This is a genomic window from Streptomyces sp. NPDC015130, from assembly GCF_043080005.1.
Lineage (GTDB): Bacteria > Actinomycetota > Actinomycetes > Streptomycetales > Streptomycetaceae > Streptomyces.
Window position 1 is genome coordinate 296,834 of the sequence record NZ_JBIBVC010000003.1, and the last position, 14,845, is coordinate 311,678.

General features: G+C 72.8%; 1 protein-coding gene. It reads left to right on the top strand.

Annotated features, from left to right (window positions below; translation table 11 throughout):
- Positions 1-16: 16 nt before the first annotated feature.
- Complete coding sequence (locus ACF08F_RS07660; RefSeq protein ID WP_392297575.1) at positions 17-14,842, top strand: amino acid adenylation domain-containing protein; 14,826 nt, start codon at positions 17-19, stop codon at positions 14,840-14,842.
- Positions 14,843-14,845 lie beyond the last annotated feature (3 nt).

The window sequence follows — 14,845 nt, forward strand, 5'->3', positions numbered from 1 at the left end:
CCGACAGCCCGAAGTGATGGAGTTGATGAAGGTGTCCATGGACTGCGTCCACGAGGTCTTCGAGGAGCAGGTGGCCCGGACCCCCGATGCCGCCGCCGTGGTCCTCGGGGAACGGGACACCACGTACGGCGAGTTGAACGCCCGGGCCAACCGGCTCGCCCGCCACCTCCTCGCCCTGGGCGTGCGGCGCGGCGACACCGTCGGTGTGCTCCTGGAGCGGGACACCGAGCTGGTCGTCGCCGTCCTCGCCGTCCTCAAGGCGGGCGCCGGATACACCCTCTTCGACCCCGTCCTCCCCGCCGAGCGCGTCCGCGCCGTCGCTTCCTCGGCCGGCGTCACCCGGGTCGTCACCCTCGCAGGCTTCGCCGACCGCTGGGACGGCACGGCGGTGCGACCGGTCTCCGTCGACGCGGAGGCGGGGGTGGTGGCCGGTCTGGACGGTGGTGATCTGGGTCGGATCGCGGGTCCTGAGGATGTGGCGTGTGTGATGTTCACGTCGGGTTCGACGGGTGTGCCGAAGGGTGTGGTGGCTCCGCATCGGGCGATGGCGGGGACGTTGGTGGGTCAGGAGTTCGTGTCCTTCGGGCCGGGCGAGGTGTGGTTGCAGTGCTCGCCGGTGTCGTGGGACGCGTTCGCGCTGGAGTTGTTCGGTGCGCTGTTGCACGGGGGGACGTGTGTCCTTCAGCCGGGTGTCCGGCCGGAGCCTTCGGTGATCGCCGGGCTGATCACGGCTCACGCGGTGTCGACGGTGCACGTCTCCGCGAGTCTCTTCAACTTCCTGTTGGACGAGTATCCGGGGTGTTTTGCCGGGGTGCGGCAGTTGATGACGGGTGGTGAGCCGTTGTCGGTGGCGCATGTCGCGAAGGCGTTGGGGGAGTATCCGGGGCTGCGGCTGGTGAACGGGTACTCGCCGGTGGAGTCGATGATCTTCACCTGCTGCCACGACATCACCCACCAGGACGCCGAAGGATCGGCCGTCCCCGTCGGATCCGCCGTCGCGGGCAAGCAGGTATACGTCCTCGACGAACGCCTCCGACACCTCCCGCCCGGCTCCGAGGGCGAGCTGTACATGGCCGGCGTCGGGCTGGCCCGGGGCTACGCGGGACAGGCCGGTCTCACGGCCGAGCGGTTCGTCGCCCACCCCTACGGCGCTCCCGGCGAGCGCCTCTACCGCACGGGTGACCTCGTGCGGATGAGGCCCGACGGCGTCGTGGAGTTCATCGGGCGCGCCGATGGTCAGGTGAAGATCCGGGGGTTCCGTGTCGAGCCGGGTGAGGTCCAGGCCGTCCTGATGCGGCACAGCGCGGTCCGGCAGGCGGCGGTCGTGGTCCGCGAGGACCGCCCGGGGGACAAGCGTCTGGTCGCCTACGTCGTCCTCGACGCCCTCGCGTCCCCCGGCGAGCTGCGCGCCCACGCCGCCGGCCTGCTCCCCGAGCATCTCGTCCCCTCCGCGGTCGTCGCCCTCGACGCCCTGCCGCTCACCCCGAACGGCAAGCTCGACCGCAACGCCCTGCCCGCCCCCGACCTCCGCACCGGACCCGTGGGCCGTGCCCCCGAGACGCCTGCCGAGCGCACCCTGTGCGTGCTGTTCGCCGACGTCCTCGGAGTGGACGAGGTCGGCGCGGACGAGAGCTTCCTGCTCCTCGGCGGCCACTCGCTGCTCGCCGCCCGCCTCATCAGCCGGATCCGCCGCACCTTCGGTGTCGAGATCGGCATCCGTGAACTGTTCCGGGACCCGACCGCCGCGGGCCTCGCCCGCGCCCTCGACGGCGCCGCGCAGGCCCCCGCGGCCCTGCGTCCCGCCGAGCGGCCCGCCGAACTCCCGCTGTCCCACGCCCAGCAGCGCATCTGGTTCCTCAACCAGACCGAGCGCTCCGGTTCCCCGGCGGGGGACGGCGGCGCCACGTACAACGTCCCGCTCGCCCTCCGCCTGCAGGGCACCCCCGACACCGACGCCCTCCGCATGGCCCTCGACGACGTCGTGGAGCGCCACGAGGCGCTGCGCACCCGCTACCCCGCGCCCGACGGGGATCCCCGCCAGCAGGTGCTGAGCCCCCGGGACGCCCGCGTGACCTGGACCCGTACTTCCCCGGGCGAGGCCGGCCTCGCCGAGGCCCTCGCCTCCGCGGCCCGGCAGGGATTCGACCTGGCCACGGATCTGCCCCTGCGGGCGCATCTGTTCGAGCCGGAGGGTGGTGGTGCGGGGGAGTACGTGCTGCTGCTGGTGGTTCATCACATCGCCTGTGACGGTTGGTCGTTGGCTCCGCTGGTGCGGGATCTGGCGACGGCGTACGGCGCTCGTCTGGGCGGTGGTGTGCCGCCGGAGTGGTCTGCACTGCCGGTTCAGTACGCGGACTACGCGTTGTGGCAGCGTGAGCTGCTCGGTGATCCGGAGGACGCCGACAGTCTCCTCGCCCGCCAGACCGCCCACTGGCGGCAGGCCCTCGCGGGACTCGGCGACGAGCTCGCGCTCCCCACCGACCGTCCCCGCCCGCTCCGGCCCTCCCACGAGGGCGGCGTCGTCCCCGTGGACCTGCCGGCCGAGCTGCACGGAGGACTGCTCGACCTCGCCCGTCGTGACGACAGCACCCTGTTCATGGTCGTGCAGGCGGGGCTCGCCGCCCTGCTGACCCGGCTCGGGGCCGGGACCGACGTCCCCCTCGGCACACCCGTCGCCGGCCGTTCGGACGAGGCCCTGGACGACCTCGTCGGCTTCTTCGCCAACACGCTGGTCCTGCGGACCGACACGTCCGGCGATCCGACGTTCCGGGAGCTCGTCGCCCGGGTCCGGGAGACGGACCTGGCCGCGTACGCCCACCAGGACGTGCCCTTCGAGCACCTCGTCGAGGAACTGAACCCCGTCCGCTCGGCGGCCCGGCACCCGCTCTTCCAGGTCGTGCTCGTCCTCCAGAACAACGCCGTCGCCACGCCGCTGCTGCCGGGCCTCGACCTCGTCCGGCAGGACGTCCTCTCCCTCGACGTCGCCAAATTCGACCTGACCTTCGACGTCACCGAGGCGTATGACGACACCGGTCGTCCCACCGGCATCCGCGGCTCCGCCCAGTACTCCGCGGACCTGTTCGACCGGGGCAGCGTCGAGGTGCTGGTGGCGCGGCTGGTGCGGCTGCTGGAGGCGGCGGTCGCGGATCCGGACGCCCGGATCGCCGACCTGGACGTCCTGGCGGTGGACGAGCGGCGACTGCTGCTGGGGGAGTGGAACACGACGGTGGGCACCTCGCCGTACGAGGTGTGCGTGCACGAGCTGTTCGAGGAGCGGGCCGAGCTCTCCCCGGGTTCGACGGCGCTCGTCTTCGGTGACGGTGATGTGCGGGTGTCGTACGGGGAGTTGGAGCGGGACGCGAACCGGCTCGCCCGGTACCTGGTGGGTCGTGGTGTGCGGCGTGGTGACACGGTGGGTGTGCTGCTGGAGCGTGAGCCGCGGCTGGTCGTGGCGGTGCTGGCAGTGCTGAAGGCCGGTGCCGCGTACACCCTGCTCGATCCGGGGTTCCCGGTGGAGCGGCTGCGGGATGTCGTGGGCCGTGCGGGTGTGTCCCTGGTGGTCACGTCCGGTGTCCTCGGTGACGGTCTCGGTTCGACGGCCGATCTCGTACGGCTGGACGGGGAGGTTGAAGCGGCCGGGGTCGCGGAGTGCGCGGACTCGGTGCTCGGGCGGACTTCGGGTCCCGAGGACGCGGCGTGCGTGATGTTCACGTCGGGGTCCACGGGTGTGCCGAAGGGTGTGGTGGCTCCGCATCGGGCCATGACGGGCACGCTGGTCGGCCAGGACTTCGTGTCCTTCGGACCCGACGAGGTCTGGCTGCAGTGCGCGCCCGTTTCCTGGGACGCGTTCGCGCTGGAGCTGTTCGGCGCGCTGCTCCACGGAGGCGCCTGTGTCCTCCAGCCCGGCGGCAAGCCGGAACCGGAGGTGATCGCCGAACTCATCGCCCGCCACCACGTCACCTCGGCCTACCTGTCGGCGAGCCTCCTCAACTTCCTGCTCGACGAGTACCCCGGCTGCTTCACCGGGATGCGCCAGATCATCGGCGGCGGCGAGGCCGCTTCCCCCGCCCACGCGGCGAAGGCGCTGGCCGAGTATCCCGGACTGCGACTGGTCAACGGGTACGGGCCGGTCGAGGCGATGATCTTCGTCTCGACCCACCACATCACCGAGGGGGACACCGGACGCCCCGCGATCCCGATCGGCCGGCCGATCGGCAACGAGCGGATGTACGCGCTCGACGAGCGGCTCCGCCCCGTTCCGGTGGGCGTCGTCGGAGACCTCTACCTGACCGGTGCCGGCCTGGCTCACGGATACCTGGGCCAGGCGGCCCTGACGGCCGAGCGTTTCGTCGCCCACCCCCACGGTGCCCCCGGCGAGCGGGTCTACCGCACGGGTGACCTGGTGCGGTGGCGTGCCGACGGTGTCCTGGAGTACGTCGGCCGCGCGGACGGTCAGGTGAAGATCCGGGGCTTCCGTGTCGAGCCGGGTGAGGTCCAGGCCGTCCTGATGCGGCACGGCGCCGTCCGGCAGGCGGCCGTCGTGGTCCGCGAGGACCGCCCCGGGGACAAGCGCCTCGCCGCCTACCTCGTCGCCGAGCCCGGCACCGTACTCGATCCCGCCGACGCCCGTGCCCACGCCACCGCGCACCTGCCCGAGCACCTGCGGCCCAGCAGCTTCACCGTCCTGGACACCCTGCCGCTCACCCCCAACGGCAAACTCGACCGCCAGGCGCTCCCCGCCCCCGACCTGACCTCCTCTCCCACCGGCCGGCCACCGCGCACCGCACGGGAGGAACTCCTCTGCGAGCTCCTCGCCGAGGTCCTCGGCGTCGAGCAGGTCGGCATCGACGACAACTTCTTCCACCTCGGCGGCCACTCCCTGCTCGCGGCCCGCCTGATCAGCCGGATCAGCACGGCCCTCGGCGTCCGCGTCGGAATCGCCGAGCTGTTCCACGCCCCCACGATGGCCGCGCTCGCCGAGCGCCTCGACAGCGCGGACACCGGAGCCGCCACCACCGGCACCAGCACCGTTACGGGCACGGGATCCGGATCGGGAACGGACGCGTCGAAGGGCGCCGAAGCCCCCCGTCCCGTCCTCCTTCCGGCAGCCGAGCGGCCGGACCATGTTCCCCTCTCCTTCGCCCAGCAGCGGCTCTGGTTCCTCGACCAGGTCGAGGAACCCAACGCCTCCTACAACGTGCCGCTCGCCCTGCGCCTGCGCGGACCACTCGACTGCGCCGCACTCCGCCGAGCCGTGACCGACGTGACGGCCCGCCACGAGGCCCTGCGCACGGTGTTCCCCACGACGGACGGCGAGCCCCGGCAGCACGTCCTCGCCGTGGACAGCGACAGCGAGAACGCCTTCGGCCGTGCCACCGGCGATGCCCCGGACGCCGTGGCCGCAACCGTGTGGCACACGGCCGACTGCCCCGAGGAGCACCTCCCCCAGGCCCTCCACGAAGCCTCCGTCCACCGCTTCGACCTTGCTGCCGAGCCTCCGCTGCGGGTCACCCTCCTCAGGGTCGCCGAGGACGACCACGCCCTCGTGTTCGTCCTCCACCACATAGCCGCCGACGGCTGGTCCCTCGCCCCGCTGACCCGGGACCTGACCACCGCCTACGTGGCCCGCTGCGCCGGCGTCGCGCCGGACTGGGCACCGCTGCCCGTCCAGTACGCCGACTACACCCTGTGGCAGCGCGAACTGCTGGGCGACGAGCGCGACCCGCACAGCCTGGCCCGCAGACAGCTGGACTTCTGGCGGGAGACCCTGGCAGGGGCACCCGACGCCCCGGCCCTGCCGACGGACCGGCCCCGGCCCGCCGTCGCGAGTCACCGGGGCGACAGCGTGCCCCTCACGCTCGACGCCGAACTGCACGGGCGGCTCCTCGACCTCGCCCGCAGCAACGACTCCACCCTGTTCATGGTGGTGCAGGCAGGCCTGACCGCGCTCCTCACGCGCCTCGGCGCCGGTACGGACGTCCCCCTCGGCACACCGGTCGCCGGACGGTTCGACGAGGCGCTCGACGACCTCATCGGCTTCTTCGTGAACACCCTGGTCCTGCGCACCGACGCCTCGGGCGACCCCACCTTCCGCGAGCTCCTCCTCCGCACCCGTGAGACCGACCTCGCCGCGTACTCCCACCAGGACGTGCCGTTCGAGCGGCTGGTCGAGGAGCTGAACCCGGTCCGGTCACTGGCGCGGCACCCCCTCTTCCAGATCATGCTGGCCCTCCAGGACGCCCCGCCGCCCCTGGCACTGCCCGGCTGCGAGGCCGCCGTCGAGCACCCCGCGCGCCACAGCGCCAAGTTCGACCTGACCTTCGTCGCCGAACAGCACCGCACCCGGGACGGCGCCCCCGCCGGGATCTCCGGCTTCCTGGAGTACGCCACCGACCTGTTCGACCGAGGCACGGCCGAGTCGCTTGCCGCGCGCCTGGTCCGTCTCCTGACCGCCGCCGTCGACCGCCCGGACCTGCCCATCGGCGCACTCGACGTGCTCGCGGCCGACGAACGCACCACGCTCCTCGTCGACTGGAACGCCACCACGCCCGGGACGGCCGCCGTCACCGACCTCCCGTGCGTACACGAGCTCTTCGAGCGGCAGGCGGCCCGCACCCCCGAGCGCACGGCCCTCGTGCTCCCGGACCGCGAGATCGGCTACGCCGAGCTGAACGCCTCCGCCAACCGCCTCGCCCGCCACCTCCGTGACCGCGGCGTGGGGCGCGGCGACACCGTCGCCCTGCTCCTCGGCCGGGACCTCGACCTCGTCGTCGCGGTCCTGGCCGTCCTCAAGGCGGGAGCCGGATTCACCCTCCTCGACACGGAGTTCCCCGTCGAGCGCCTCCGCTCCGTCGTCGCCACCGCCGGCGCCGGGCTGGTCGTGACGACCGGAGAGCCCGCCGACGGCTGGCGGGACAGCGCCGTCCCCTTCGTACGCCTGGACGCGGAGGCGGGGGTGGTGGCCGGTCTGGACGGTGGTGATCTGGGTCGGATCGCGGGTCCTGAGGATGTGGCGTGTGTGATGTTCACGTCGGGTTCGACGGGTGTGCCGAAGGGTGTGGTGGCTCCGCATCGGGCGATGGTGGGGACGTTGGTGGGTCAGGAGTTCGTGTCCTTCGGGCCGGGCGAGGTGTGGTTGCAGTGCTCGCCGGTGTCGTGGGACGCGTTCGCGCTGGAGTTGTTCGGTGCGCTGCTCCACGGAGGTGTCTGTGTCCTCCAGTCCGGCCTGCGGCCCGAGCCTTCGGTGATCGCCGGCCTGATCGCCGCTCGGGCGGTCACCAGCGTCCATGTGTCGTCGAGTCTCTTCAACTTCCTGTTGGACGAGTATCCGGGGTGTTTTGCCGGGGTGCGGCAGTTGATGACGGGTGGTGAGCCGTTGTCGGTGGCGCATGTCGCGAAGGCGTTGGGGGAGTATCCGGGGCTGCGGCTGGTGAACGGGTACTCGCCGGTGGAGTCGATGATCTTCACCTGCTGCCACACGGTGGAGGAGCGGGACGCGTCCGCTTCGTCGATCCCGGTGGGCCGGCCCGTGGCGGGCAAGCGGGTGTACGTGCTCGACGAGCGGCTGCGGCCGGTGCCGGTGGGTGTGGTCGGTGAGCTGTACATGGCGGGTGTGGGTCTGGCCCGGGGTTATGTGGGTCAGGCGGGTCTGACGTCCGAGCGTTTCGTGGCCCATCCGTACGGCGCTCCCGGTGAGCGGGTCTACCGGACCGGTGACCTGGTGCGGTGGCGCGCGGACGGTGTCCTGGAGTTCCTGGGCAGGGCCGATGGTCAGGTGAAGATCCGGGGGTTCCGTGTCGAGCCGGGTGAGGTCCAGGCCGTCCTGATGCGGCACGGCGCCGTCCGACAGGCGGCGGTCGTGGTCCGCGAGGACCGCCCCGGGGACAAGCGTCTGGTCGCCTACGTCGTCCTCGACGCCCCCGCGTCCCCCGGCGCCCCCGCGTCCCCCGGCGAGCTGCGCGCCCACGCCGCCGGTCTGCTCCCCGAGCACCTCGTCCCCTCCGCGGTCGTCGTCCTCGACGCCCTGCCGCTCACCCCGAACGGCAAGCTCGACCGCAACGCCCTGCCCGCCCCCGACCCCACGACGACATCCGGCGGCCGTGCCCCGCGCACCCCGCGTGAGGAGGTGCTCTGCGGCCTCTTCGCCGACGTCCTCGGGCTCCCCGAAACCGGTGTCGACGACGATTTCTTCCACCTCGGCGGCCACTCCCTGCTCGCCGCCCGCCTGATCGGCCGCATCCGCACCGCCCTCGGTGTCGAGGCCGGCATCCGCGACCTCTTCCAGGCGCCCACCGTCGCCGCGCTCGCCCGCCGCCTCGACGGCGCCGAGCAGGCCCGGCCGGCCCTGCGGCCCTTCGCCCGCCCCGAGCAGCTCCCGCTCTCATACGCCCAGCAGCGGCTCTGGTTCCTGGACGAGGCCCAGGGCGGCACCGGCGGCACCGCGTACAACCTCACCTTCGCCGCCCGCCTCCACGGCACCGTCGACCCGGAGGCACTCCAGGCCGCGCTCGGCGACCTCGTCGGCCGGCACGAGGCACTCCGCACCTGCTTCCCCGCCGTCGACGGCCTGCCCAGTCAGTCCGTCGTCCCGGCCGAGCGGGCCCGGCCCGCCCTCGCCGTCGACGACCGGCCCCGCACCCCCGAGGAGCTCACCGCCACCCTCCGGTCCGCCGCCGCCCACCGCTTCGACCTGGCAGCAGAACTTCCCCTCCGCGCGCACCTGTTCACTGCAGAAACGGCAGAAACGGCAGAAACGGCAGAGACGACGGACGCGGCGGGCACGGACGAGCAGGTCCTGCTCCTCGTGATGCACCACATCGCCGCCGACGGCTGGTCCATGAACCCGCTGCTCCGCGACCTCGCCACCGCCTACGCGGCCCGCGCCGCCGGCGACGAACCCCGCTGGACGCCCCTCCCGGCCCAGTACGCCGACTACACCCTCTGGCAGCGCGAGCTCCTCGGCGACGAATCCGACCCGGACGCCCTCCTCGCCCGCCAACTCGATCACTGGCGCCGGGCCCTGGCCGACCTGCCCGACCACCTGCCGCTGCCCACCGACCGGCCGCGCACCGCCGACGCGTGGGCCGACTCCCGCAACGAAGGCGCCCTGCTGCCCTTCCGGCTCGACGCCGAACTGCACCGGCGCCTTCGCGAACTGGCCCGGGACACCCACTCCACCCTGTTCATGGTCGTGCAGGCGGGCCTCGCCGCCCTGCTGACCCGCCTCGGAGCCGGGACCGACATCCCGCTCGGCACGGCCGTCGCCGGCCGTTCGGACGAGGCCCTGGACGACCTCGTCGGCTTCTTCGTCAACACGCTGGTCCTGCGGACCGACACGTCGGGCGATCCGACGTTCCGGGAGCTGGTCGCCCGGGTCCGGGAGACGGACCTGGCCGCGTACGCCCACCAGGACGTGCCCTTCGAGCGCCTCGTCGAGGAACTGAACCCCGTCCGCTCGCTCACCCGGCACCCCCTCTTCCAGGTGCTGCTCGTCCTCCAGAACACCGAGGAGACCGACGTACGCCTCGGCGACGCCACCGCGCGCCCCGAGCCCGTCCAGAACACCGACGCCAAGTTCGACCTCTCCCTCGCCCTCACCGAGACCCACGACGCCGACGGAGCGCCCGCAGGACTCGACGGAGGCCTGGAGTACGCCACCGGCCTCTTCGACACCGACACCGTACGGACGCTCCTCGCCCGCCTGGAGCGCCTCCTGCTCGCCGCCGTCGCCGACCCCGACCGCCCCCTCGGCACCCTCGACGTGCTCTCCGCCGAGGAACGCCACACCACCCTCACCACCTGGAACGACACCGCGGCCGACTACCCCCACGACCGCGGCCTGCACGAGCTGTTCGCCGCACAGGCCGCCCGCACCCCCCACGCCGTCGCCGTCGTCTCGGGCGACGAACGGATCGGCTACGGAGAGCTCGACGCCCGCGCCAACCGCCTCGCCCACCACCTCATCGACCTCGGCGTCACCCACGGCGACCTCGTCGGCGTCCTCGTCGACCGCGGCCCCGACCTCGTCACCGGCATCCTCGCCGCCCTCAAGTGCGGCGCCGCCTACGTACCCCTCGACCCCGGCCACCCCGAGGACCGGACCCGCTCCCTCGTCGCCGAGGCCGACGTCCGGACCGTCGTCACCCACACCCGGCTCGCAGACCGCCTGCCCGGAGACCTCACCGCCGTCCGGACCGACGCACCCCACGACCGCCGGCTCATCGACGGCCGCCCCGCCACCGCCCCCGACGTGCGGGTCCACGCCGACGACATCGCCTGCGTCCTGTTCACCTCCGGCTCCACCGGGCGCCCCAAGGGCGTCGCCTCCCCGCACCGCGCCACCGTCCGCACCTTCTTCGGCCAGGACTACATCGACTTCGGCCCCGACCAGGTCTTCCTCCAGTGCGCCCCCGTCTCGTGGGACGGCCTCACCCTGGAGATGTGGCCCGCCCTCCTGCACGGCGGCACCTGCGTCCTCGCCCCCGGCCAGAGCCCCGAACCCGCCGCGATCGCCGCCCTCGTCACCGCACACGACGTCACCACCGTCTGGCTGTCCGCGGGACTCTTCGCCGTCATGGCCGACACCCACCCGGAGGTCTTCCACACCCTCCGCCAGGTCATGACCGGCGGCGAGGCCCCCTCCGTGGCCCATCTCCTGCGCGTACGGAGGGACTTCCCGCACCTGCGGATCGTCCACGGCTACGGCCCCGTCGAATCCATGGTGTTCACCAACTGCCACCAGGTCACGGCGGACGACGAGGGACGCACGGTCGTCCCCGTCGGCACCCCCCTCGCCAACACCCAGGTGTACGTCCTCGACGAACACCTCCAGCCCGTCCCCGTCGGCGTCGTGGGCGAGTTGTACGTCTCCGGAGACGGCCTCGCCCACGGCTACCGCCACCGCCCCGACCTCACCGCCGAACGCTTCACCGCCCACCCCTACGGGCCGCCCGGCGCCCGGATGTACCGCACCGGCGACCTCGTCCGCTGGCGCGCCGACGGCGAGCTGGAGTTCGCCGGGCGGGCCGACGGCCAGGTCAAGGTGCGCGGCTTCCGGATCGAGCCCGGCGAGATCGAGGCCGTCGCCGCCCGCCACCCCGGCGTCGCGAACGTGGCCGTCGTCGTCCGCGAGGACCGGCCCGGAGACCGGCACGTCGTCGCCTACGTCGTCGGCACCGCCGATTCGGCCGAGCTGCGCGGCCACCTGGCGGCCACCCTGCCGACGCACATGGTGCCGTCCGCGGTCGTCCCCCTCGACGCCCTCCCGCTCACACCCAACGGCAAGCTCGACCGCCGCGCCCTGCCCGCACCCGACTTCGCGGCCGGCGCCACGCACCGAGCCCCGCGCACCCCCCGCGAGGAGATCCTCTGCGGGCTGTTCGCCGAACTCCTCGGGCTCCCGGACATCGGCATCGACGACGACTTCTTCGACCGTGGCGGCCACTCGCTCCTCGCCGCCCGACTGGCCGCCCGCGTCCGCGCCGCCCTCGGCGCGGAGATCACCCTCCGCGACCTCTTCGGCGCCCCGACCGTGGCGACGCTCGCCGAACGCCTCGACACCGCCGACCGGGCCCGCCCCGCACTGCTCCCCGCCGAGCGGCCCGCCGAACTCCCGCTGTCCTACGCCCAGCAGAGGCTGTGGTTCCTCGACCGGGCCGAGGACGGAGCCGCGTCCTACAACGTCGCCCACGCACTGCGCCTCGACGGCCCGCCCGACCGCAAGGCCCTCACCGCCGCGCTCTCCGACCTCGTCCACCGGCACGAGGCACTGCGCACCGTGTTCCCCGAGGAGCACGGCCGCGTGCGGCAGCTGGTCCTGCCGCCCGAGGAGGCACGCCCGGACCTCGCGGTGACGTCCGTGCCGACGGTCGAAGCGGCCGCCACGGCCGAGACGCTCGAAACGGCCGGCCTGTCGGCCGCCCTCTCCGCCGAAGCCGCGCGGACCTTCGACCTGGCCACGGATCTGCCCCTGCGGGCGCATCTGTTCGGGCCGGAGGGTGGTGGTGCGGGGGAGTACGTGCTGCTGCTGGTGGTTCATCACATCGCCTGTGACGGTTGGTCGTTGGCTCCGCTGGTGCGGGATCTGGCGACGGCGTACGGCGCTCGTCTGGGCGGTGGTGCGCCGCCGGAGTGGTCGCCGCTTCCCGTCCAGTACGCGGACTACGCGTTGTGGCAGCGTGAGCTGCTCGGTGATCCGGAGGACGCCGACAGTCTCCTCGCCCGCCAGACCGCCCACTGGAAGGCCGCGCTCGCCGGAGTCCCCGACACCCTCGGCCTGCCCACCGACCGGCCCCGGCCCGCCGTCGCGAGCCACCGCGGCGACACCGTGCCCGTCCACCTCGAAGCGCGCCTCCACCAGGACCTGCTGCACCTGGCCCGGAGCTCCGGCGGCACCCTGTTCATGGTCCTTCAGGCCGCACTGGCCACGCTGGCGACCCGGCTCGGGGCCGGGACCGACGTCCCCCTCGGTACACCCGTCGCCGGCCGTTCGGACGAGGCCCTGGACGACCTCGTCGGCTTCTTCGTCAACACGCTGGTCCTGCGGACCGACACGTCGGGCGATCCGACGTTCCGGGAGCTCGTCGCCCGGGTCCGGGAGACGGACCTGGCCGCGTACGCCCACCAGGACGTGCCCTTCGAGCACCTCGTCGAGGAGCTCAACCCGACGCGCTCGCTCGCCCGGCACCCGCTCTTCCAGGTCATGCTCGTCCTCCAGAACAACGCCGAAGCGGCACTCGAACTCCCCGGACTCGACGCCCGGATGGAGACCGTCCTCAACGGCACCGCCAAGTTCGACCTCACGGCCGCCTTCACCGAGACCCGCGACGGCGAAGGCAAGCCGTCCGGCATCACGGGCGCCCTCGAATACGCCGTCGATCTCTTCGACCGGGGCAGCGCCGAGGTGCTGGTGGCGCGGCTGGTGCGGCTGCTGGAGGCGGCGGTCGCGGAACCGGACGCCCGGATCGGTGACCTGGACGTCCTGGAACCCGGCGAACGGGACCTGCTGCTGCGCGACTGGAACGCCACAGCCGGCGACCCGGATGCCCACGAGATGTGCGTGCACGAACTGTTCGAGCGGCGCGCCGCTGCCTCGCACGACTCCACGGCGCTCGTCTTCGGTGACGGTGATGTGCGGGTTTCGTACGGGGAGTTGGAGCGGGACGCGAACCGGCTCGCCCGGTACCTGGTGGGTCGTGGTGTGCGGCGTGGTGACACGGTGGGTGTGCTGCTGGAGCGTGAGCCGCGGCTGGTCGTGGCGGTGCTGGCGGTGCTGAAGGCCGGTGCCGCGTACACCCTGCTCGATCCGGGGTTCCCGGTGGAGCGGCTGCGGGATGTCGTGGGCCGTGCGGGTGTGTCCCTGGTGGTCACGTCCGGTGTCCTCGGTGACGGTCTCGGTTCGACGGCCGATCTCGTACGGCTGGACGGGGAGGTTGAAGCGGCCGGGGTCGCGGAGTGCGCGGACTCGGTGCTCGGGCGGACTTCGGGTCCCGAGGACGCGGCGTGCGTGATGTTCACGTCGGGGTCCACGGGTGTGCCGAAGGGTGTGGTGGCTCCGCATCGGGCCATGACGGGCACGCTCGTCGGCCAGGACTTCGTGTCCTTCGGACCCGACGAGGTCTGGCTGCAGTGCGCGCCCGTTTCCTGGGACGCGTTCGCGCTGGAGCTGTTCGGCGCGCTGCTCCACGGAGGTGTCTGCGTCCTCCAGCCCGGCCTGCGGCCCGAGCCTTCGGTGATCGCCGGCCTGATCGCCGCTCGGGCGGTCACCAGCGTCCATGTGTCGTCGAGTCTCTTCAACTTCCTGTTGGACGAGTATCCGGGGTGTTTTGCCGGGGTGCGGCAGTTGATGACGGGTGGTGAGCCGTTGTCGGTGGCGCATGTCGCGAAGGCGTTGGGGGAGTATCCGGGGCTGCGGCTGGTGAACGGGTACTCGCCGGTGGAGTCGATGATCTTCACCTGCTGCCACACGGTGGAGGAGCGGGACGCGTCCGCTGCGTCGATCCCGGTGGGCCGGCCCGTGGCGGGCAAGCGGGTGTACGTGCTCGACGAGCGGCTGCGGCCGGTGCCGGTGGGTGTGGTCGGTGAGCTGTACATGGCGGGTGTGGGTCTGGCCCGGGGTTATGTGGGTCAGGCGGGTCTGACGTCCGAGCGTTTCGTGGCCCATCCGTACGGCGCTCCCGGTGAGCGGGTCTACCGGACCGGTGACCTGGTGCGGTGGCGCGCGGACGGTGTCCTGGAGTTCCTGGGCAGGGCCGATGGTCAGGTGAAGATCCGGGGGTTCCGTGTCGAGCCGGGTGAGGTCCAGGCCGTCCTGATGCGGCACGGCGCCGTCCGGCAGGCAGCCGTCGTGGTCCGCGAGGACCGCCCCGGCGACAAGCGCCTCGCCGCCTACCTCGTCGCCGAGCCCGGCACCGTACTCGATCCCGCCGACGCCCGTGCCCACGCCACCGCGCACCTGCCCGAGCACCTGCGGCCCAGCAGCTTCACCGTCCTGGACACCCTGCCGCTCACCCCCAACGGCAAACTCGACCGCCAGGCGCTCCCCGCCCCCGACCTGACCTCCTCTCCCACCGGCCGGCCACCGCGCACGGAGCAGGAGAAGCTCCTGTGCGATCTCTTCGCCGAGGTCCTCGGGATCCCGGACGTCGGAGTGGACGACGACTTCTTCCACCTCGGCGGCCACTCCCTGCTCGTCACCCGGCTCATCAGCCGCATTCGTGCGGTCTGCGACACCGAACTGTCCATCAAGACCGTGTTCGAGGCATCCACGCCGGCGGCTCTCGCCGAGCGACTGGTCGGTGCCGAGAAGGCCAGGCCCGCCCTGCGGCGCCGGTCCCGCTCCTGAGGA